The 21,360-nt window shown below is 72.3% G+C and carries 15 protein-coding genes; 8 read left to right on the forward strand and 7 right to left on the reverse strand.

Features of this window, described 5'->3' with window-relative positions; translation table 11 throughout:
* The first annotated feature begins 37 nt into the window (after window positions 1-37).
* The gene (locus tag AC3CHW_RS05030; protein WP_488469682.1) at window positions 38-376 is read left to right on the forward strand and encodes a ferredoxin; all 339 of its coding nucleotides are present in this window, start codon (window positions 38-40) and stop codon (window positions 374-376) included.
* 322 nt (window positions 377-698) lie between these two features.
* Here AC3CHW_RS05030 and AC3CHW_RS05035 read toward each other — a convergent pair whose 3' ends face one another.
* From AC3CHW_RS05035 to AC3CHW_RS05045, 3 genes are all read right to left on the reverse strand, one after another.
* On the reverse strand, window positions 699-1,334 hold the full coding sequence (locus AC3CHW_RS05035; RefSeq protein ID WP_488469683.1) for a hypothetical protein: 636 nt from the start codon (window positions 1,332-1,334) through the stop codon (window positions 699-701).
* A gap of 248 nt (window positions 1,335-1,582) precedes the next feature.
* Entirely contained in the window at window positions 1,583-2,533 is a 951-nt protein-coding gene (locus AC3CHW_RS05040) for a tRNA (adenine-N1)-methyltransferase (protein WP_398610949.1), read from the reverse strand.
* A 180-nt stretch (window positions 2,534-2,713) separates the two neighbouring features.
* Window positions 2,714-3,946, reverse strand: coding sequence for a site-2 protease family protein (locus AC3CHW_RS05045; RefSeq protein ID WP_277319223.1), 1,233 nt, complete (start codon window positions 3,944-3,946; stop codon window positions 2,714-2,716).
* Window positions 3,947-4,237: 291 nt separating this feature from the next.
* Between AC3CHW_RS05045 and AC3CHW_RS05050 the strand changes: the two genes are divergently transcribed.
* Window positions 4,238-5,137, forward strand: coding sequence for a RecB family exonuclease (locus AC3CHW_RS05050; protein WP_387594017.1), 900 nt, complete (start codon window positions 4,238-4,240; stop codon window positions 5,135-5,137).
* A 13-nt stretch (window positions 5,138-5,150) separates the two neighbouring features.
* Window positions 5,151-5,822 carry a response regulator gene (locus AC3CHW_RS05055; protein ID WP_176164854.1) on the forward strand — a complete coding sequence of 224 codons (672 nt, stop codon included), beginning with the start codon at window positions 5,151-5,153 and terminating at the stop codon, window positions 5,820-5,822.
* A gap of 85 nt (window positions 5,823-5,907) precedes the next feature.
* Here the strand turns inward: AC3CHW_RS05055 and AC3CHW_RS05060 are convergent, their stop codons facing one another.
* From AC3CHW_RS05060 to metH, 4 genes are all read right to left on the reverse strand, one after another.
* Window positions 5,908-7,494, reverse strand: coding sequence for an ABC transporter substrate-binding protein (locus AC3CHW_RS05060; RefSeq protein WP_488469684.1), 1,587 nt, complete (start codon window positions 7,492-7,494; stop codon window positions 5,908-5,910).
* 67 nt (window positions 7,495-7,561) lie between these two features.
* Window positions 7,562-9,166 carry an ABC transporter substrate-binding protein gene (locus AC3CHW_RS05065; RefSeq protein ID WP_488469685.1) on the reverse strand — a complete coding sequence of 535 codons (1,605 nt, stop codon included), beginning with the start codon at window positions 9,164-9,166 and terminating at the stop codon, window positions 7,562-7,564.
* Between the two features lie 622 nt (window positions 9,167-9,788).
* A complete protein-coding gene (locus AC3CHW_RS05070) occupies window positions 9,789-10,517 on the reverse strand; it encodes an HAD family hydrolase (protein ID WP_488469686.1) in 729 nt (242 codons plus the stop codon).
* Window positions 10,518-10,940: 423 nt separating this feature from the next.
* Window positions 10,941-14,450, reverse strand: a complete 3,510-nt coding sequence (metH, locus tag AC3CHW_RS05075; protein ID WP_488469687.1) for a methionine synthase — start codon at window positions 14,448-14,450, stop codon at window positions 10,941-10,943.
* 265 nt (window positions 14,451-14,715) lie between these two features.
* Between metH and AC3CHW_RS05080 the strand changes: the two genes are divergently transcribed.
* The 5 genes from AC3CHW_RS05080 (at window position 14,716) to AC3CHW_RS05100 (ending at window position 21,189) form a co-directional block, all read left to right on the forward strand.
* Window positions 14,716-15,480 (forward strand): IclR family transcriptional regulator, encoded by a 765-nt coding sequence (locus tag AC3CHW_RS05080; protein ID WP_176164849.1) that lies wholly within the window; start codon window positions 14,716-14,718, stop codon window positions 15,478-15,480.
* A 379-nt stretch (window positions 15,481-15,859) separates the two neighbouring features.
* A complete protein-coding gene (locus AC3CHW_RS05085; protein ID WP_488469688.1) occupies window positions 15,860-16,657 on the forward strand; it encodes an MIP/aquaporin family protein in 798 nt (265 codons plus the stop codon).
* Between the two features lie 36 nt (window positions 16,658-16,693).
* Window positions 16,694-18,253, forward strand: coding sequence for a glycerol kinase GlpK (gene glpK / locus AC3CHW_RS05090; protein ID WP_488469689.1), 1,560 nt, complete (start codon window positions 16,694-16,696; stop codon window positions 18,251-18,253).
* 2 nt (window positions 18,254-18,255) lie between these two features.
* The gene (locus AC3CHW_RS05095; RefSeq protein WP_187063141.1) at window positions 18,256-19,857 is read left to right on the forward strand and encodes a glycerol-3-phosphate dehydrogenase/oxidase; all 1,602 of its coding nucleotides are present in this window, start codon (window positions 18,256-18,258) and stop codon (window positions 19,855-19,857) included.
* A 123-nt stretch (window positions 19,858-19,980) separates the two neighbouring features.
* Window positions 19,981-21,189 carry a glycoside hydrolase family 18 protein gene (locus AC3CHW_RS05100; protein ID WP_488469690.1) on the forward strand — a complete coding sequence of 403 codons (1,209 nt, stop codon included), beginning with the start codon at window positions 19,981-19,983 and terminating at the stop codon, window positions 21,187-21,189.
* Window positions 21,190-21,360 lie beyond the last annotated feature (171 nt).

Consider the following 21,360-nt stretch of genomic DNA (forward strand, 5'->3'; position numbering starts at 1 on the left):
CTTCAATTGGTTCACCCGCGCAGGAACGGCAGGCGAAATGACCGCGCAGAACGAGGTCTCCGACACCGAGACGACGGCCGCCGCGACCGAGGCTCTCGAGGTGTGGATCGACCAGGACCTGTGTACCGGCGACGGCATCTGTGCGCAGTACGCGCCCGAGGTCTTCGAGCTCGACATCGACGGCCTGGCCTACGTCAAACCGCCCGTGGCGGCCGGCGAGGAGGCCGAGCTGCTCTCCGCGCCCGGCGCGACGGCCCCGGTGCCGCTGCCGCTGCTCGCGGACGTCAGGGACTCCGCGAAGGAGTGCCCTGGCGACTGCATCCACGTGCGGCGGGTCGCCGACAAGGTCGAGGTCTACGGGCCGGACGCCGCCTGAGCCGTCGCCCGGCCGGCCCGTCCCCCGCGCGCCGCGAGACCGCGGGCGAAGGCGCCGAGCGCGCTGTGGCGGGGCGGGTGGTCGTGGCGGGCGGTGGGGCCGGGGGCTGCGGGTTCCCGGCTCGTGCGGCGCGCGGCCCGGCCGGCTGGCCGGCCGTGGTCTACCGGCTCAGCCAGCGGCCGGGCTGTCGCTGTACGTCGTACGACACGACGCCGCGGCAGCCGGCCCGACCTGTGGCCGCGGGCTCAGGCGGGCGGTGCGGTCTGGGCCTGGCAGGTGCCGTACGCGGCCGAAAACCGCCCGCGCCGGTCGTGCGCGGCCCTCACACGCTCCCCGGCAGCGGCATCGCCTTCAGGACGAACTTGTCCTCCTGCCAACGCCAGTTGACGTTGCGCTCCAGGTCCGGGCAGCAGCGCGGCACCTGCTGCGACGAGTAGCCGAGCAGCGTGGCCGAAACGGTGGCGTCGCGGAGCGTGAGGCGTTGCACGCTCATGCCCTCGGTGGGCTTGAGGAACGTGCTCACCACGCGCGGCTTCGCGCCGTGCTTGCCCGCGGAGTTGCTGGCGGGCGCTATCACATAGATGCCGCTGGGCGGGGTACCCAGCTCCGAGTGACAGCGCACCACGGCCACCGTCTCGGGTCGACCGTCGCCGTCGAGGTCGCCCGACGCGTGCTGGACGACGTCCACCGCGGCCCGTCCGCAGTCCACCGGGTAGGCGGCGGCGCGGGCGTCCGGGGCGGACGCGGTCCGGGCGGGCGGGGGCGCGGCGCGGTCGGGCGTTGCCGTGGCGTCCGACGGTTGGAGCGCTACCGAACCCCCGACCACGGCGGTGAGGGCGAGCGCGGTGGCGATCCAGTGCACCCACCGGGTGCGCGTGTGCGGGTGGCCCGCGTCGGGGTTCGCACCGGGCGCGGCGCTGGACGAGGGGGCGGACGCAGAGCCTGCCGAGGGCTGCACGCGGATAACTCCTGTGAGCGTCGTGGCGTCGGGGGTGGCCAGCATGGTGCCACACGTCACACCCCGCGGGAACAGCGGGGTGGTGGCTGGCGCACTTCACCTAACGACGCGGCGCCGCCGACGGTTCCCCTGGCGGGAAGTCGTCGGCGGCGCCGGGTGGTTCGCGTTGCGTACGGTGGCGCGTGGTGCGCGGGACGTACGGGTTGCGGGTGGTGCCGGAGCGAGACCGGGGTGCCGTGCGGTGGCGGTTACTCGCTCGTGGCGGGGGACTCGGTGGCCGGGCCGTCGGACGCGCTCGCGGCGGCGCCGGACTGACCCCGGCCGGGGCCGGTGTAGTCCTCGCCGTAGGCGCCCTTGGCCGGGCGGCGGCGGCGCAGCGGCGGCTCGACGCCGTCGGCCAGGCGGCGCGCGGTGAGCAGGAAGCCGGTGTGCCCGATCATGCGGTGGTCGGGGCGCACGGCCAGGCCCTCCACGTGCCAGGTGCGGACCATGGTCTCCCAGGCCGAGGGCTCGTTGAAGGTCCCGTGCTCCCTGATCGCCTCGACGGTGCGGGCGAGCTGGGTCGTGGTGGCCACGTACGCGCACAGGATGCCGCCGGGCACCAGGGCCTTGGAGACGGCCTCCAGGCACTCCCACGGGGCGAGCATGTCGAGGATGACCCGGTCCACGTCGGTGTCCGACAGGTTGTCCTGCAGGTCACCGACGGTCAGCTCCCACGCGGGGTGCGGGCCGCCGAAGTAGCGCTCGACGTTCTGGGTGGCGATCTCGGCGAAGTCGGCGCGGCGCTCGTAGGAGTGCAGCATGCCCTGGTCGCCGATGGCGCGCAGCAGGAAGCTGCTGAGCGAGCCGGAGCCGACGCCGGCCTCCACCACCCGGGCGCCGGGGAAGATGTCGGCCATCGCCAGGATCTGCCCCGCGTCCTTGGGGTAGACCACGGCGGCTCCGCGCGGCATGGACAGGACATAGTCGGGGAGCAGGGGGCGCAGCGCGAGGTAGGCGACGTTCCCGGTGGTACGGACAACACTGCCCTCGGGAGCACCGATCAGCTCGTCGTGCGGGAAGGCACCCTTGTGGGTGTGGAAGCTCTTCCCGGCTTCGAGCGTGAAGGTGTAGTGGCGTCCCTTGGGGTCGGTGAGCTGGACCTGGTCCCCGACCTGGAAGGGCCCGCGACGGCGGGCGGCACCGGTCGGTTCGGACATGTGACCAGCCTACCGGTCTGTCGCCGGACCACCGACCGCGCCGCGGACCGGCCGCTTCCGCGCGCTGGCCGCCGCGGGTGCCAGGCCCTCGCCCCCCGGCCTGTGACGCGCGGCTCGGGCGGGCCGGAACGCGGGATCGGGCGGGCCGGGTCGCGGTCGGGCGCCGGGGCCCGGGGCCGGTTAGGAGGGGCGGGCTATCGCGGCGAGGAAGGCGCGCTCCACGTCGACCGTGGAGAGCACGCCGTAGATCTCCCCGGTCTCCTCGACCACCAGGTACTCGGTGGCCGGAGTCGCGCGCAGGGTGTCGAGGAGCTGCTCGCCGGTCAGCTCGGCCGAGACGCGCATGCCCTCCTTGAGGTCCTGCGCGAGGCCGCTGACCGCGACCCAGGGGCGGCGGTGCTCGGGGATGCCGACGATGGCCGCCTCGCGGACGACGGCGGTCGGGTCGCCGTGGTTGTCGACGACGACCAGGGCGCGGGCGCCGGCGTCGTTGGCGCGCCGCAGCGCCTCGGAGAGCGGGGTGTCGGCGGCGACGGGGACGGCGCGCCGGGTGAGCGTCCGGGCCCGCAGGTCGGGCAGGCGCTCGCGGAGCCGGGCCATCCGCAGGCTGTTGCCGGCGCCGGTCCAGATGATCGCGGCGAGGATGGCGGCCAGCAGCGCGTCGGTGAGCGAGTCGACGCTGCCGAAGCCGTCGGAGTCGCCGAAGCCTCCCGCGTGGGTGACCAGCGGCAGTCCGATGAGCACCGCGACGGCGAGCGCGCGCCCGGTCCAGGCGGCGGCGACGGTGCCGGTCATGGGCTTGCCGCTGAGCTTCCAGACCACGGCCCGCAGCATGCGCCCGCCGTCCAGCGGCAGGCCGGGCAGCAGGTTGAAGGCGGCGACGATCAGGTTGGAGATCATCAGGCCGGCGAGCAGCACGCCGGGCACGGTGCCGGGCTCCACGACCTGCATGCCGAGGTAGAAGACGCCGGCGAGCACGAGCGAGAGCAGCGGACCGACGAAGGCCAGGACGAACTCCCGGCCCGGCGTCTCGGACTCCTTCTCGATCTCCGACACGCCGCCGAAGAACTGCAACTGGATGCGGCGCACCGGCAGTTTGAAGCGGAGCGCGGCCACCGTGTGCGCCAGCTCGTGCACGAGTACCGAGGCGTAGAAGGCGATGGCGAAGAAGAGCGAGACCAGGTAGCGCGCGGTGCCCAGCTCCGGCAGCACGCGGTCGAGCTGGCCGCCGAAGACCCAGGTGATCAGGGCGGCCACCAGGAACCAGCTCGGCGCGACGTAGACCGGGACGCCGAAGGGCCGGCCCATCAGGAAGCCGCCGCCGACCTCCTTGGGCCGCTCAGGTTTGCGGTCCTCGGGCTCGGTCGGGCGGTCCGGCCCGTCGCCGGACCGCCGCTGCCCGCTGTTGTCCACGGTGTCCTCTCGTCATGTACGTCCCTCGCGCCGCCCGCTCGGTCTCACGATCGTGCGGCGTGAGGCGTTCTGCCGTCGATGGTATGCGTCTGCCTGCGCTTCGCTCGGCCTCGGCTCCCCCTTTACCCTCCGGAGGGGTGGCCCCGGGCCCCGGCGTTCGCGGACGTCGGCGCGGGCGGGACGGTTCCCGCCCGTCGCCTGCGCTCCTGCCCCGTCGCGCCCCGGCGATGCCGCCCGCGGCGCGCGGCCGGTTGCCGCGACTGTCAGTGCCGGGCCGTACAGTCTTGCGGCATGGGAACCACGGAGAAGGCGGGGCGGGCGGCGTCCCGGGCACCGCTGTCGTCGTCGCTGTCGCCGTCGCGGGCCGCCGACTTCATGCGGTGCCCGCTGCTGTACCGCTTCCGCGTGATCGACAAGCTCCCGGAGAAGCCCAGCGCGGCGGCGACCCGGGGCACGGTGGTGCACGCCGTCCTCGAGCGGCTCTTCGACTCCCCGGCGACGGACCGCACGGCGCCCCGGGCCCGGGCCATGGTCCCCGGCGAGTGGGAGCGGCTGCTGGCGGCCAAGCCGGAGTTGGCCGAGTTGTTCGCGACGGAGGACGGCGGGCAGGACCCGGAGCGGCTCGCGGGCTGGCTGCGCGAGGCGGAGCAGTTGGTCGAGCGGTGGTTCACGCTGGAGGACCCGACGCGCCTGGAGCCCGCCGAGCGCGAGTTGTACGTGGAGACGGCCCTGGAGTCGGGCCTGACGCTGCGGGGCTACATCGACCGGGTGGACATCGCGCCGACGGGCGAGGTGCGGGTGGTCGACTACAAGACGGGCCGGGCGCCGGCGCCGCAGTACCGGGGCGACGCGCTGTTCCAGATGACGTTCTACGCGCTGGTGCTGTGGCGGTTGCGCGGCGTGGTGCCCAGGCGGCTCCAGCTCGTCTACCTGGGCAGTGGCGACGTGCTGACCTACGACCCGGTCGCGGCCGAGCTGGAGGCGGTCGAGCGCAAGCTGCTCGCGCTGTGGGCCGCGATCCGGGAGGCGACCGAGACGGGGAACTGGCAGCCGCGGCAGACCAAGCTCTGCGGCTGGTGCGACCACCAGGCGCTGTGCCCGGAGTTCGGTGGCACTCCCCCGCCCTACCCCCTCAAGGTCATCCCCGCGCAGTCGGACCCGCCCGGTCAGGGCAGAATGGGGCAGGTCTAGCGAAGGAGACCCCGTGGCGATCCGCGTTCTGCTCGTCGATGACCAGCCGCTGCTGCGTACCGGCTTCCGCATGATCCTGGAGGCCGAGCAGGACCTCGCCGTCGTCGGGGAGGCCGGGGACGGGCTCCAGGCCCTCGACCAGGTGCGGGCCCTGCAGCCGGACGTGGTGCTGATGGACATCCGCATGCCGCGGATGGACGGCGTGGAGGCGACCCGGCAGATCACCGGCCCCGGGCGGGACGGCCCGGCGAAGGTGCTGGTCCTGACCACGTTCGACCTCGACGAGTACGTGGTGGAGGCGCTGCGCGCCGGGGCCAGCGGCTTCCTGCTCAAGGACGCGCCCGCCAACGAGCTGGTGCAGGCGATCCGGGTGGTGGCCGCGGGCGAGGCGATGTTGGCGCCGAGCGTGACCCGGCGCCTGCTGGACAAGTACGCCGACCACCTGCCCTCGGGCGAGGAGTCGGTGCCCGACACGCTGCACACGCTCACCGACCGCGAGGTCGAGGTCCTCAAGCTGGTGGCCCGCGGCCTGTCGAACGCGGAGATCGCCGCCGACCTGTTCGTCAGCGAGACGACGGTCAAGACGCACGTGGGCCACGTGCTCACCAAGCTGGGCCTGCGGGACCGGGTGCAGGCCGCGGTCTACGCGTACGAGAGTGGCCTGGTCCGCCCCGGCGCCCAGTAGGTCACCGGCGGCACGGCGGCCAACGGTGCGGCGCCGTCGGGCCCCGGCCGGTGGGCCGGGGCCGATGGGCCGGGGCCGGTGGGGGTCAGCCCGTCTTGGCGATCTCCCAGAAGCGGAAGACCGTGGACGCGTCCAGGGTCCACTGGAGACCGGTGATGGCGTCGCTGGCCACGGCGTACTGCTTGCCCTGCCACAGGGGTATCACCGGCAGGTCCTTCGCGACCTGGGTCTGGATGCGCGCGAAGTCGCCGACGGTCTCGGCGCGGTTGACCTGGCTCGCGGTGCTCGGCAGCCACTGTGAGGTGATCTTGCCGGCGTCGTAGTGGTTGGCGAGCACGTTGTCGGGGCCGAAGAACGGCGCTGTGAAGTTGTCCGGGTCCGGGTAGTCGGGGACCCAGCCCTTGACGTAGACGCCGTAGTCGCCGCGGCTGATGCCCTTCTCGTACGTGCCGAAGTCGACGCTGCGCACCTCGGCCTCGAACAGGCCGCTGGCGTTGAGCTGCTCGGCGATCAGGCGCAGGCCCGCGTCGGTGCCGGGGCCGTAGCGGATCGGGGTTCCCCACAGGGTGAGTCTGACCTTGTCGGTGATGCCGTCGGCGCGCAGCGCCGCGCGGGCCTTGGCGCGCTGCGGGCGGTCGCCGTACAGGTCGAAGTACGGCGTCTTGTGGGCGGTGATGCCGGCCGGGACGGTGGAGTACAGCGGTTGCACGGTGCGCTGGTAGACGTCGCGGGCCAGCAGGCTGCGGTCGATGAGGTAGGCCACCGCCTGGCGCACGCCGCGCCGTCCCGCGACACGGTCGCGCAGGTTGAAGACCAGGTGTTGGATCTCGGCGCTGGTGCCCTCGACGACCTGGAGGCCCCTGGCGCCGCCGGCCTGGGTGGCGATCTTGGCGACGGCGGCGGACTCCAGGCCGCGGTAGGCGAGGTCGATGTCGCCGCCGCGCACCGCCGCGGCCAGGGCGGGCTGGTCACCGTTGTAGAACTTCATGGTCATGCCGGAGTTCCGCGGCTCGGCCGGGCCCCGGTAGCCGTCGTTGACCGAGAACCGGGCCTCCTCGCTGTCGAAGGAGTCGAGCCGGTAGACGCCGGAGCCGACGGCCCGCGAGTCGGTGCGCAGCCTGTCCCTGGGGTAGACGCGGTGGTCCACGATGGAGCCGGCGCCGGAGGCGATCTTCTGCGGGAACGTGGCGTCCGGGGACTTCAGGCGGAAGGTGACGGTCCGCTCGTCCGGCGTGTCGATCCGGTCGATCGAGGAGAACATGACGGCGGGGCCGTCCTGGTGGGCGATGGCCAACGTGCGCTCGAAGGAGTGCTTGACGTCCTTCGAGGTGAGGTCGTTGCCGTTGGTGAAGGTCAGGCCGGCGCGCAGGGTGCAGCGGAAGACCTTGCTGGCGCGGTCCTGGAAGCCGCAGGACTCGGCCGCCTCCGGCTGGGGCGTGCTGCTCCCCTTGGGGAAGCTCAGCAATGACTGGAAGACGTTGTTGAACAGCAGCCAGGAGCCGGGGTCGTAGCCGGCGGCCGGGTCGGTGGACAAGACCCGGTCCGACATGCCCATGACCACGCGTTCGCCCGTGCCCGCGGTCGCCCCGCCGTCCGAGCCGCACCCCGCCAGCAGGGAGCCGGCGAGCCCCACGACGAGCGGGGCCGCCAGCCACTGGTTCCGTTTCCTCACGCGCGCCTACCTCACGGTTGCCTCGGATGATTCCTCGGAACCGGTGGCGTCGCTGACACCGGCCCGATCAGCCCTTGACTCCGCGGCCCAGCTCCCACAGCCGGAGCTTGCCCGCGTCGTCGACCGCCCACTCCGCTCCGGTGATGCCGTCACGGGTGGCGACGTACTGCTTCCCCTGCCACAGCGGCAACACGGGCACCTCGTCCGCGATGATGTCCTGCGCCTGCTGGAAGTCCCTGACGGCTACGGTGCGCTGCTCCTGCTGCCGGGTGCGCGGGATCAGGACATCTTCGATCGTGGTGTTTCGATAGGGAGAGCCCAGGAAGTTGTCGGGGCCGAAGAACGGTGCGACGTAGTTGTCCGGGTCGGGGAAGTCCGGGTACCACCCCATGCCGTAGGCGGCGTACTCGCCCTTGGCCGCGGCCGGGCGGAACGTCGTCCAGGGCACGTCCTGGATCTTCACCTCGAAGAGCTTGCTGTCGTTCAGTTGCTGCCGGAGCGCCTGGAACTCCTTGGTGGACGCCGGCCCGTAGTGGTCCGAGGAGTAGCTGAGGGTCAGCTTCACCGGGGTGCTCACGTCGGCGTCGCGCAGGATCTTGCGGGCCTTGCTGACGCTGGGGTCGCCGTAGGTGTTGTGGAAGGAGTTGGTGTGGGCCGACGTGCCGGTCGGCACCAGGGAGTACAACGGCACGGTGGTGCGCTGGTAGACGTCGCGCACCAGCGCCTGCCGGTCGACGAGCTGGGCCATCGCCTTGCGTACGGCCTTGTCGCGGACCCCGGGGGCGTCGGTGTTGAAGGCGAGGTAACGAATCTCCTGGCCCGAGGACTCGGTGAGTTTGACGTCGCCCTTGAGCTTGTCCCGCAGGCGCACGATCTGCTCCGGGCTCAGGGTGCGGTTGAGCGCGCTGATGTCGCCCGCGTTGAGCGCCTTCTCCATCGCCTTGGCGTCGGGGAAGAACCGCATCTCGACCTTGCTGTTGCCCACCTCCACCGCGCCCTGGTACTTCGGGTTCCTGGTGAAGACGGCCTTGGTCAGCCGGTTCTCGCTGGTCTCGACGCTCACCTCGTACGGGCCCGAGCCGCTCATCTCGAAGCCGGACCTGAGCTTGTTCTTGGCGTAGTCCTCGCTGTCGACCAGCGCGGTGGCCGGCGTGGCGAGCTTGTGCGGGAAGGTGGCGTCGGGTGACTTGAGGTGGAAGACCACCTCCAACTCGCCGGCGGCCTCGACCTTGTCGATGTTGCTGATCAGCGACTGGGGGCCGTTCGCGTAGTCGATGGCCAGCGTGCGCTCGAAGGAGAAGACGACGTCCCGCGCGGTGAGCTCGTGCCCGTTGGAGAAGGTCAGCCCCTTGCGCAGCGTGCAGCGGAACTGCTCGCTCTGCTTGTCCTGGAAGCCGCAGCTGCGGGCGGCGTCGGGCACCGGCGTGCTGCCGGACCTGGGCATGCGCATGAGGGTCTGGAAGACGTTGTGCATGACGCCCCACGACCCGACGTCGTAAACCTGGGCGGGGTCGAGCGGCGCCGGCGCCGTGTCCGTGGCCTCGATCAGATCCGTACTTCCGACGACGATCGCGTCACCGTCCGAGCCGGCCCCGTCCGCACTCCCGCAGCCCGCGAGAACAGACGTCAACAGGCCCACCAACGCGGGCAACACCATCGTCTTACGGTTCATTCTCGGGGGTCTCCCTACCATCGAAACCCGGGCCCCACCGTTGTTTGGACAGCGGGCTACGCGGGGTCGTGCTGATGTTTCCCGGAAGACATTAGTAGGCGTCACCAGCATTACTGGAGTGCGGCGTAGTCGGGGCGATATCTCGGCGTTATCGCACCGCCCCGTCAGGGGATATGGGCAACGCAGAACGATTCGTGCGAGAGACCGCTAAACGGGACACAAGACCTCAACCGAAAGCGGCCGAATCGTCCGGCCAGCACAGGGAACGTCCACCTGTCGACGGGCCGTTCAGTGAGATAAATCACGCAACCGCCCCTGCCGTGATAACCATTTACCGCGCGGCGGGCGGAAGGCCGCGCTAAGCGGAATTCGATCAGCGATTCACCGACGGGCGGTGCGTACTCAGCGCATATGCGGGGGGCGGTTTCCGTAAGCACCACCGCGACCCGTCGCGTTACGGTGCGCAGACGCCGCGTGAAGTACGGCGCCTGCGCGGCCAGTTGAGCCAGCCGCATTGCGCGACCCGAGAAGATCATCTTTTTCTGAGCCGGCATCACTTTGCGCTGTGCCAGGCGAATATGACGCTCAGTCGGCAATCGGAATACGAACCGCGACCGTCCGCTTACGGAATGGCCGCCCTCTCCTGATCAATTGGCTTGACCAATGCGCGGAGAAAAGCGAGGTCCACGCCTTCGAGGGAGGGCACGACGGTGCGCCCCGGCGCCGGCTCGATGGTGACCACCGAGGGCACCGCGAGCACCGGGCAGCCGGCGGCCTCCGCCGCGCTCACGCCGGTCACGGTGTCCTCGACGACGACACAGCGCGCGGGGTCGGCCCCGAGGCCGGCCGCCGCGAGCAGGTAGGGGTCCGGGTGCGGCTTGGTGCGCTCGACCTCGTCGCCGGCGACGGTGAGCCGGAAGTTCTCGGAGCCCAGCGACAGCAGGACCTGGTCGATGATGCGCCGGTGCGAGGCGGAGACCAGGGCGGTCGGCACGCCGTGTGCCGTCAGCTCCGTGAGCAGCCGCCGGGCGCCGGGCATCAGCGGCACGCTGCCCCCGATCAGCTCCGCGAAGCGGGTGTTGAGCCGCGTGATCAACTCGTCCAGCCCGATGTCGGCGCCGGTGACCTCGATGAGGTAGGAGGCGCTGCGGGTCATGGGGCCGCCGACCACGACCGCGCGGTGCGCCTCGTCCAGCACATGCCCGAGCTCGGCGAAGATCGATGCCTCGGCCGTCCACCACAGGCCCTCGGTGTCCACCAGGGTGCCGTCCATGTCGAGCAGGACGCCCTCCAGGACCGGAGCCCGCTCCTCGCCTGGCCGCGCGTCGACAGCGGGGACGCTGCTGGTCATCCATGCACCTCCGTAACGAAAGGCCCGGGCGGGCCACCCCCGACGCGGCGAGGGCGCCCCACGAGGGCAAAGGAGCCGGTCACCCTCCGCCCAAGGGAAGGCAACCGGCTGCTACCGGACCGACCAGTGTACGTCGGGGCCCCCAGCCGCGCCCTGGGATATCCCGCGCCGTGCCGGCCCGCTCGGCAGGCCCGGGCCCGGGGCGTGCCGGCGTGGCCGGCGGCGGTCCAGGGCCCGGCCCTGGGGTCAGCGGCCGGCCCAGCTCGCCCGTACGCGCACCGCCCCACGCCCACCGCGCGTACGCCCGGCCGCCCCCGCCCCCGCCCGTACGCGCACCGCCCGCCCCACGCCCATACGCCCGCCGCCCCGACGCGCGCGGGGCGCGGGTCGGGGCGGCGGGGGTGAGCGGTGCGGTGACGGCGGTCAACGGGCGTTGAAGTACTTCGCCTCCGGGTGGTGGATCACGATCGCGTCCGTGGACTGCTCCGGGTGGAGCTGGAACTCCTCGGAGAGCTTCACGCCGATCCGCTCCGGCTCCAACAGGTCCGCGATCTTGGCCCGGTCCTCCAGGTCGGGGCAGGCCCCGTAGCCGAGGGAGAAGCGGGCGCCACGGTACTTGAGGTCGAACATCGCCTCGACCGAGTCCGGGTCCTCGCCGGCGAAGCCCAGCTCGGCGCGGACCCGGGCGTGCCAGTACTCGGCCAGCGCCTCGGCGAGCTGGACGGACAGGCCGTGCAGCTCCAGGTAGTCGCGGTAGGAGTTGGCCTCGAACAGCTCGGCCGTCGCGGCGCCGATCTTCGAGCCGACCGTGACGACCTGGAGGCCGACCACGTCCCGCTCCCCCGACTCCTCGGGCCGGAAGAAGTCGGACAGGCACAGCCGGCGGCCCCGGCGCTGGCGCGGGAAGGTGAACCGGGTGCGCTCGGTGCCGTCCTCGTGCAGCAGCACCAGGTCGTCGCCCTTGGAGACGCACGGGAAGTAGCCGTAGACCACGGCCGCCTCCAGCAGGTTCTCGGTGAGCAGCTTGTCCAGCCAGCCGCGCAGCCGAGGCCGGCCCTCGGTCTCCACCAGCTCCTCGTACGTCGGACCGTCGCCGGTACGCGCCTGCTTGAGGCCCCACTGGCCCTTGAACAGCGCGCCCTCGTCCAGCCAGGAGGCGTAGTCGACGAGCTGGATGCCCTTGACGACGCGGGTGCCCCAGAACGGCGGGGTGGGCACCGGGTTGTCGGTGGCCACGTCCGAGCGGACCGGGCCGGACTCCGGCTCCGGCTCGTTGACCTCGACGGTGCGCTTGGCGACCCGGCGCTGGCGCAGCTCGGGCAGGGCCGCGCCGGGCACGCCGCGCTTGACGGCGATCAGCGCGTCCATCAGCCGCAGCCCCTCGAAGGCGTCCCTGGCGTAGCGGACCTCGCCCTCGTAGATCTCGTGCAGGTCCTGCTCGACGTAGGCGCGGGTGAGCGCAGCGCCGCCGAGGATGACCGGGTAGTCCGCGGCCAGCTTGCGCTGGTTCAGCTCCTCCAGGTTCTCCTTCATGATCACCGTGGACTTCACCAGCAGCCCGGACATGCCGATCACGTCGGCCCGGTGTTCCTGCGCGGCCTCCACGATCGCCGAGACGGGCTGCTTGATGCCCAGGTTGACGACGTTGTAGCCGTTGTTGGACAGGATGATGTCCACCAGGTTCTTGCCGATGTCGTGGACGTCGCCGCGCACGGTGGCCAGCACGATGGTGCCCTTGCCCTCCGCGTCCGACTTCTCCATGTGCGGCTCCAGGTAGGCCACCGCGCCCTTCATGACCTCGGCGGACTGGAGGACGAAGGGGAGCTGCATCTGGCCGGAGCCGAACAGCTCGCCGACTACCTTCATGCCCGCCAGCAGCGTGTCGTTGACGATCTCCAGGGCCGGGCGGGAGGTGAGGGCCTCCGCCAGGTCCGCCTCCAGGCCGTTCTTCTCGCCGTCGATGATGCGCCGCTGGAGCCGCTCGTCCAGCGGCAGGGCCAGCAGTTCCTCGGCCCGGCCCGCCTTGAGCGACTTGGTGGTGGCGCCCTCGAAGAGTTCGAGGAACTTCTGCAGCGGGTCGTAGCCCTCCGAGCGCCGGTCGTAGATGAGGTCGAGCGCGGTCTTGACTTCCTCTTCCTCCAGCCGGGCGATGGGCAGGATCTTCGAGGCGTGCACGATGGCCGAGTCCAGGCCGGCCTTGACGCACTCGTCGAGGAAGACCGAGTTGAGCACGATGCGGGCGGCCGGGTTGAGGCCGAAGGAGATGTTGGACAGGCCGAGCGTGGTCTGCACGTCCGGGTGGCGGCGCTTGAGCTCGCGGATGGCCTCGATGGTGTTGACGCCGTCCTTGCGGGACTCCTCCTGCCCGGTGCAGATGGTGAAGGTCAGGCAGTCGATGAGGATGTCGGACTCGTGGATGCCCCAGTTGGTGGTGAGGTCCTCGATGAGCCGCTCGGCGACGGCGACCTTGTGCTCGACGGTGCGGGCCTGGCCCTCCTCGTCGATGGTCAGCGCCATCAGCGCCGCGCCGTGCTCCTGGGCCAGGGCGGTGACGCGGGCGAAGCGGGAGTCGGGGCCGTCGCCGTCCTCGTAGTTGACCGAGTTGATCACCGCGCGCCCGCCCAGCTTCTCCAGGCCGGCGCGGATGACGTCCACCTCGGTGGAGTCCAGGACGATCGGCAGCGTGGAGGCCGTGGCGAAGCGGCCGGCCAGCTCGCGCATGTCGGCGACGCCGTCCCGGCCGACGTAGTCCACGCACAGGTCGAGCAGGTGGGCGCCCTCGCGGATCTGGTCGCGGGCCATCTCCACGCAGTCGTCCCAGCGCCCGTCCAGCATGGCCTCGCGGAACTTCTTGGAGCCGTTGGCGTTGGTGCGCTCGCCGATCGCCAGGTACGAGGTGTCCTGGCGGAAGGGGACGGTCTGGTACAGCGAGGCGGCGCCGGGCTCGGGGCGCGGGGAGCGCTCGGTGGGCGTCATGTCCCGCACCCGCTCCACGACCTGCCGCAGGTGCTCGGGCGTGGTGCCGCAGCAGCCGCCGACCAGGGAGAGCCCGTACTCGCGGACGAAGACCTCGTGCGCGTCGGCCAGCTCCGGGGGCGTGAGCGGGTAGTGCGCGCCGTCCTTGCCGAGGACCGGCAGGCCGGCGTTGGGCATGGCGGACACCCGGGTGCGGGCGTGCCGGGCCAGGTAGCGCAGGTGCTCGCTCATCTCGGCGGGGCCGGTGGCGCAGTTGAGGCCGATCATGTCGATGCCGAGCGGCTCAAGCGCGGTCAGCGCGGCGCCGATCTCGGAGCCGAGCAGCATGGTGCCGGTGGTCTCGACGGTGACCTGGACGAGCAGCGGCAGGTCCACGCCGGCCTCGGCGAGGGCGCGCTTGACGCCGATGACGGACGCCTTGGTCTGCAACAGGTCCTGGGTCGTCTCGACCAGCAGGGCGTCGGCGCCACCCGCGATCAGCCCGGCGGCGTTCAGCTGGTACGCGTCGCGCAGCGCCTCGTACGGGGCGTGGCCGAGGGTGGGGAGCTTGGTGCCGGGGCCCATCGAGCCGAGCACCCAGCGGGGCCGGCCGTCGGCCGCGAACTCGTCGGCGACCTCGCGGGCGATGCGGGCGCCCGACTCGGAGAGCTCGTAGATCCGGTCAGCGATGTCGTACTCGCCCAGCGCCGAGAGGTTGGCGCCGAAGGTGTTCGTCTCCACGCAGTCCACGCCGACGGCGAAGTACTCCTGGTGGACGTTGCGCACGATGTCGGGGCGGGTGATGTTGAGGATCTCGTTGCAGCCTTCGAGCTGTTCGAAGTCGTCGAGGCTGGGGTCCTGCGCCTGAAGCATCGTGCCCATCGCACCGTCCGCGACCACCACCCGGGTGGCGAGGGCCTCACGCAGCGCGTGGACGCGGTCGGAGCTGGCATTGGGCGATGGCTTGTGCGAGGCCATGGGTGTGCTCTCCCTGAGGTGCGACGGCTGTCGGCTTTGCGTCTTCCGGTGGAAGGCGCACCCGGCCAGCCTAGCCCTCGGGGGCGAAGTGGCGCCGGACGTCCCGCTGTGCGGGACGGCGCGAGGCGGCGTCGCGGGCCGTCACACGAGCCCGCGCGCCCGGCCATCTGGTATCCCAAGGTCGGCATGGGCCGATAGTGTTCAGCATTGTCGAACCACAGATGGTTGAACCATCTAGTCCCCGAGTCTCCGAGGAGGTTGCGCGATGGCGCGGACCATCCAGTCGCTGGAGCGCGCGGCGGCGATGCTCCGGCTGTTGGCAGGTGGCGAGCGCAGGCTCGGCCTGTCCGACATCGCCTCCTCGCTCGACCTCGCCAAGGGCACCGCGCACGGCATCCTGCGCACCCTCCAGCAGGAGGGCTTCGTCGAGCAGGACCCGGCTTCGGGACGCTACCAGTTGGGCGCGGAGCTGCTCCGGCTCGGCAACAGCTACCTGGACGTGCACGAGCTGCGCGCCCGCGCCCTGGTGTGGGCGGACGACCTCGCGCGCTCCAGCGGCGAGAGCGTCTACCTGGGGGTGCTGCACCAGCAGGGCGTGCTCATCGTGCACCACGTCTTCCGGCCCGACGACAGCCGCCAGGTCCTTGAGGTGGGCGCGATGCAGCCGCTGCACAGCACGGCCCTCGGCAAGGTGCTCTCCGCGTACGACCCGGTGGCCCACACCGAGGCGGTCGAGGGCGAGCGCACCGCCTTCACCCCGCGCACGGTGACCGGGGCCGCCGACTTCGAGGGCGTCCTCGACCTGATCCGCGCCCGGGGCTGGGCCGCCGACGTCGAGGAGACCTGGGACGGCGTGGCGTCGGTGGCGGCGCCGATCCACGACCGTCGCCGGATGCCGGTGGGCGCGGTGGGCGTCACCGGCGCGGTGGAGCGGGTGTGCCCGGAGGGCAGCCTGCGCCCGGAGCTGATCGCCGCCGTGCGGGACTGCGCCCGGGCGGTCTCCCGCGACCTGGGCGCGGGCCGCTTCTGACGCCGCCGGCCCGGCTTTCCGTACGCCTCGGGCCCACGCCGCACCCTCGTGACCTCCTCGTCCTCCCCTCCGCCGTGACGTCCGCCTGCCCTTTTCTCACCGGCGGGGCGGGCGGTCGTGGGGTGGGGCGTGGGCGCCGCGGGTAAGCACCCCGTACTTCCCGGTCAGTTACTGACGAGTTTTCGGTCACAGCACCTTGACGGTGTTGACGGTGTCGAGAAAACTGCCGTGCACCGGTCGGCATTGTCGAACACCTAACGACAATATTCGCTATGGTGGACAGCGCCACGGGCCGGTAAAACGCGCTCACCGAGCGCGCGAACCTCCGGAAGGGACCCGGGGTTCGCCCTCCCCTGGACGAACGACAAAGGAGTCGCGGGTGTCCAGCTCCGACATCTTCATCGGCGAAACCATCGGCACGGCCGTACTCATCCTGCTCGGCGGTGGCGTGGTGGCCGCTGTCACACTCAAGCGGTCCAAGGCGCTCAACGCCGGCTGGCTCGCCATCACCTTCGGGTGGGGTTTCGCCGTGCTGACCGGTGCGTACATCGCGGGAGGCGTCAGCGGCGCCCACCTGAACCCGGCGGTGACCGTCGGTCTGGCCATCAAGGGTGGCGAGGGCGGCACCCAGTGGAGTGACGTGCCGCTCTACTTCGCCTCGCAGCTCCTGGGCGCGATGATCGGCGCGCTCCTGGTGTGGGTCTCGTACTACGGCCACTTCCAGGCCCACCTCACCGACCCCGAGGTCATCGCCGAGACGGGCGGCCAGGAGGGCCTGGTGGACCAGTCGGCCGCCCCCGCGGCGGGCCCGGTGCTCGGCATCTTCTCCACCGGCCCGGAGATCCGCAACGCGGTGCAGAACCTGGCCACCGAGATCATCGCCACCGTCGTCCTGGTGCTCGCCATCCTCACCCAGGGCCTGACCGAGGGGCTGGCGGTCTCCGGTACCGGGGCGCTGATGACGGCCCTCGTCGTGGTCGGCCTCGGCCTCTCGCTCGGCGGGCCCACCGGCTACGCCATCAACCCGGTGCGCGACCTCGGCCCGCGCATCGTGCACGCCCTGCTGCCGCTGCCCAACAAGGGCGGCTCGGACTGGGGCTACGCCTGGATTCCCGTCGTCGGCCCACTTGCTGGCGGCGCCATCGCGGGCGGACTCTACGAACTCGCCTTCGCCTAAAGCCCGACCGACGTCATCACGCAGGAGCCGCACATCATGACCGACACCCAGGACTTCGCCTCCACCCCAGGCGCCGCCTCGCACGGCCACGGACCGTTCATCGCCTCCATCGACCAGGGCACCACCTCCAGCCGCTGCATCGTCTTCGACCGGGACGGCCGCATCGTCGCGGTCGACCAGAAGGAGCACGAGCAGATCTTCCCGAAGCCGGGTTGGGTCGAGCACGACGGCGCCGAGATCTGGGCCAACGTCCAGGAGGTCACCGACGGCGCGATCGCCAAGGCCGGCATCACCGGCGCGGACGTGAAGGCCATCGGCATCACCAACCAGCGCGAGACGACGCTGCTGTGGGACAGGAACACCGGCGAGCCGGTGCACAACGCGCTGGTCTGGCAGGACACCCGCACCGACGCGCTGTGCAGGGAGCTGGGCCGCAACGTCGGCCCCGACCGCTTCCGCCGTGAGACCGGCCTGCCGCTCGCCTCGTACTTCGCCGGCCCCAAGATCCGCTGGCTGCTCGACAACGTGGACGGCCTGCGCGCCCGGGCCGAGGCCGGCGAGATCCTCTTCGGCACCATGGACTCCTGGGTCATCTGGAACCTCACCGGCGGCCCCGACGGCGGCGTGCACGTCACCGACGTCACCAACGCATCGCGCACCATGCTGATGAACCTCGCCACGCTGGACTGGGACGAGCGCATCCTGGCCTCGATGGAGATCCCGGCCGCCGTGCTGCCGGAGATCCGCTCGTCGGCCGAGGTCTACGGCACCGCGGCTGGCGGCGCCCTGGCCGGCGTCCCGGTGGCCTCCGCGCTCGGCGACCAGCAGGCCGCCCTCTTCGGCCAGACCTGCTTCGCCAAGGGCGAGGCCAAGTCGACGTACGGCACCGGCACGTTCCTGCTGATGAACACCGGGAGCGCGCCGGTCAACTCGTACAACGGCCTGCTGACCACCGTCGGCTACCGGATCGGCGACCAGGCACCGGTCTACGCCCTGGAGGGCTCGATCGCGGTCACCGGGTCGCTCGTGCAGTGGATGCGCGACCAGATGGGCCTGATCAACAGCGCGGCCGAGATCGAGACGCTCGCCAGCTCCGTCGAGGACAACGGCGGCGCCTACGTCGTGCCCGCCTTCTCCGGCCTGTTCGCCCCCTACTGGCGGGCCGACGCCCGCGGCGTGATCGCCGGGCTGACCCGGTACGTCACCAAGGCGCACATCGCGCGCGCCGTCCTCGAGGCCACCGCCTGGCAGACGCGCGAGATCGTGGACGCGATGACCAAGGACTCCGGCGTCGAACTGACCGCGCTCAAGGTCGACGGCGGAATGACCTCCAACAACCTGCTCATGCAGACCATCTCGGACGTCCTGGACGCGCCCGTCGTGCGCCCCATGGTCGCCGAGACCACCGCCCTCGGCGCGGCCTACGCCGCCGGTCTGGCCGTCGGATTCTGGCCGGACACCGACGCCCTGCGCGCCAACTGGCGCCGGGCTGCCGAGTGGACCCCCCGGATGGAAGCGGACGTACGCGACCGCGAGTACAAGAACTGGCTCAAGGCCGTCGAGCGGACCATGGGCTGGATCGAGGACGAGGAGTAATCATGACCACCCTGCAGAGCGTCCCCGAGCCCGGGACGCGCCCGGCTGCCGGTCCCCGACAGGACCGCGCCGAAACCCGGGACCGACTGTCCAGCGCGACGTACGACCTCCTGGTGATCGGCGGCGGCATCCTGGGCACCTCGGTGGCCTGGCACGCCGCGCAATCCGGACTGCGGGTCGCGATGGTGGACGCCGGCGACTTCGCCGGCGCCACCTCGTCCGCCTCCTCCAAGCTCGTCCACGGCGGTCTGCGCTACCTGCAGACCGGGGCGGTCAAGCTGGTCGCGGAGAACCACCACGAGCGGCGGGTGCTGGCCAAGGACGTGGCCCCGCACCTGGTCAACCCGCTCACCTTCTACCTGCCGGTGTACAAGGGCGGCCCGCACGGCGCCGCCAAGCTGGGCGCCGGCGTCTTCGCCTACTCGGCCCTTTCCGCGTTCGGCGACGGCGTCGGCCGGGTCATCTCGCCCGCTCGGGCCGCCGCCGACAACCCGGCGCTGCGCACCGAGAACCTCAAGGCCGTCGCCGTCTTCGGCGACCATCAGATGAACGACTCGCGGGTCGCGGTCATGACCGTGCGCGCCGCGGTCGAGTCCGGCGCGGTCGTGCTCAACCACGCCGAGGTCACGGGCCTGCGCTTCACGCACGGCCGGGTCAGCGGCGCCGAGCTGCGCGACGGCTTGGACGGCACCGAGTTCGGCGTCGACGCGCGCATAGTCCTGAACGCCACCGGCCCCTGGGTGGACCACCTGCGCCGGATGGAGGACTCCGGCGCGGCGCCCAGCATCCGGCTCTCCAAGGGCGCCCACGTGGTGCTCAAGCGCAAGGCCCCGTGGAAGGCCGCCATGTCCACGCCGGTCGACAAGTACCGGATCACCTTCGCCCTGCCGTGGGAGGACCAGCTCCTGCTGGGCACCACGGACGAGGCGTACGAGGGCGACCCGGGGCAGGTGCGGGCCACCGACGCCGACATCGACCAGATCCTGGAGGAGGCGGCGTTCTCGGTCCGCGACGAGCACCTGTCCCGTGACCTGATCACCTACGCGTACGCGGGCCTGCGGGTGCTGCCCGGCGGGCCGGGGAACACCGAGTCCGCCAAGCGCGAGACGGTCGTCACCGAGGGCCGCGGCGGCATGCTCTCGGTGGCCGGCGGCAAGTGGACCACCTACCGGCACATCGGCCGCACCGTCATCAACAAGCTGGCCAAGCTGCCGGGCGGCGCGCTCGCCGACGACATGGAGCCGCTGTCCCGGTTGCCCCGCCGGGTGCCGCTGCCCGGCATCGCCAACCCGAACGCCGTCGCGCACCGCCTCCTGGTGGACCGCGAGCCGGGCGTGCGGATGGACCCGCTCACGGCCCGTCAGCTCGCCACCCACTACGGCTCGCTGTCCTTCGAGATCGCCCGCCTGGTCGCCGAGGACCCGGCGCTCGGCGAGCGCATCCACCCGGACGGCCCGGAGATCTGGGCCCAGGCCGTCTACGCCCGCGACCACGAGTGGGCCGAGACCGTGGACGACGTGCTGCGCCGCCGCACCACGCTCACCATCCGCGGCCTGGACACCGACGAGGTGCGGGCCCGGGTCGAGGAGCTGCTGCGCCGCTGACGCCCGGCGCTCGTACTGAGCCGTGCGAGGGGAGGGGCTCCGCCCGGGGCCCCTCCCCTCCGTGCTGCCCGCGGCGCCACGCGCCCGGTCGTACGATGACGCGACGGCACGGGGGGTGGCTCGTTGCGAGGTTCGACCGCGTGGGGCGCGTGGTGGGGACGGTTACGGGAACGGTGGGCCGCGCCGTGGCGCCGCCCGGCGGAGGGCCGGCGACGAGCGGCGGCGACGGCCTGCCGCACCGCCTGGCACCGGCTGCGGCGCTGGCGGCCCAGCCGGCGGCTGCTGGCGCGCACGGCGGTGGCGCTCGCCCTGACGCTGCTCCTGCCCCCGCTGACCGCGGGCCTCGCGCTGCGCCTGGCGTACTCGGGCGACCCGGCGCCCGACGCCCGGACCCGGGGGCGGGACGCGATCTGGCTCGGGCACGCCTGGGTGGACGGGCGGCGCGACGACGCGGACCTGGCCGCGCTCGGCCGGCGGCTCGACGGCACGGGCCTGCGCGACCTGTACGTACACGCCGGGCCGCTGGAACACGACGGGACGCTGCCCACCAGCGCCTATCCGCGGGCCCGTTGGCTCATCGACGCGGCGCGCCGGCGGCTGCCGGGCGTCCGGGTGCACGCCTGGTTGGGCGACGCGCTCAGCTACGGCGGCGAGGACGGCATGCGGCTGGACCGGGCCGCCACCCGCGCGCGCGTGGTGGCCAGCGCCCGGCAGGTGCTGGCCGCCGGGTTCGACGGCGTCCACCTGGACCTGGAGCCGACGCACTCGGGCAACGCCGACTTCCTGCGGCTGTTGGAGCGGGCCCGGCCGGCGGTGCGCGCGGGCGGCGGCGTGCTCTCGGTCGCCGCCCACCAGATCGACCCGCTGCCCGCCGCGCACACCGTGCTCGGCGCCCTCACCGGCCGCCCCAAGTGGTGGTCCCAGCGGTACTTCGGGCAGGTGGCCCGGCGCGTCGACCAGATCGCGGTCATGTCGTACGACACGGCGATGCCGTTGGAGAGCCTGTACGGGGGCTATGTCGCACACCAGACGGAACTGGCCCTGGAGGTGACACCGGAGCGGACCGACCTGCTGATGGGGCTGCCCTTCTTCCACACCAACGACCCGGGCCACCGCGCCGCCGCCGAGACCGTGGCCGCGGCCGTGCGCGGCGTCCAGCTGGGGCTGACCCGTGCGGACCGGCACCGCGAGCGGTTCGGGGTCGCGCTGTACGTCGACTTCGCGGCCACCGAGGCCGACTGGGCCGCCTACCGACGCGACTGGGGCACCTGTCGTCCGGCCTCCGGGTGCGCGCCCGACCGGCCCACGGCCGCGCCGCCGGGCCGGCCCTGACGCGTCGGCAGTTCCCCGTCGCGGCCGGCTCGGTGGCCCGGGCCCGCCGGGGGCGATGCGGAAGCCGGGGCCGGTGCCCGGCGGTGGGCGGGGCGCGCGCCGAGCGGAGCGCGGGCGCCACGCCACGAGCTGAATGCCATGGGCGCCCGGGGGCTGCGGGTCAGGGCCGGA

The organism is Streptomyces sp. MGP-BFMKR1, assembly GCF_057766585.1.

Excerpts from the sequence above, each read along its gene's own strand:
- AC3CHW_RS05030 (WP_488469682.1), top strand. The coding sequence starts at position 38 with ATGACCGCGCAGAACGAGGTCTCCGACACCGAGACGACGGCCGCCGCG.
- AC3CHW_RS05040 (WP_398610949.1), bottom strand. The coding sequence starts at position 2,533 with ATGTCCGAACCGACCGGTGCCGCCCGCCGTCGCGGGCCCTTCCAGGTC.
- AC3CHW_RS05050 (WP_387594017.1), top strand. The coding sequence starts at position 4,238 with ATGGGAACCACGGAGAAGGCGGGGCGGGCGGCGTCCCGGGCACCGCTG.
- AC3CHW_RS05065 (WP_488469685.1), bottom strand. The coding sequence starts at position 9,166 with ATGAACCGTAAGACGATGGTGTTGCCCGCGTTGGTGGGCCTGTTGACG.
- AC3CHW_RS05070 (WP_488469686.1), bottom strand. The coding sequence starts at position 10,517 with ATGACCAGCAGCGTCCCCGCTGTCGACGCGCGGCCAGGCGAGGAGCGG.
- metH (WP_488469687.1), bottom strand. The coding sequence starts at position 14,450 with ATGGCCTCGCACAAGCCATCGCCCAATGCCAGCTCCGACCGCGTCCAC.
- AC3CHW_RS05080 (WP_176164849.1), top strand. The coding sequence starts at position 14,716 with ATGGCGCGGACCATCCAGTCGCTGGAGCGCGCGGCGGCGATGCTCCGG.
- glpK (WP_488469689.1), top strand. The coding sequence starts at position 16,694 with ATGACCGACACCCAGGACTTCGCCTCCACCCCAGGCGCCGCCTCGCAC.
- AC3CHW_RS05095 (WP_187063141.1), top strand. The coding sequence starts at position 18,256 with ATGACCACCCTGCAGAGCGTCCCCGAGCCCGGGACGCGCCCGGCTGCC.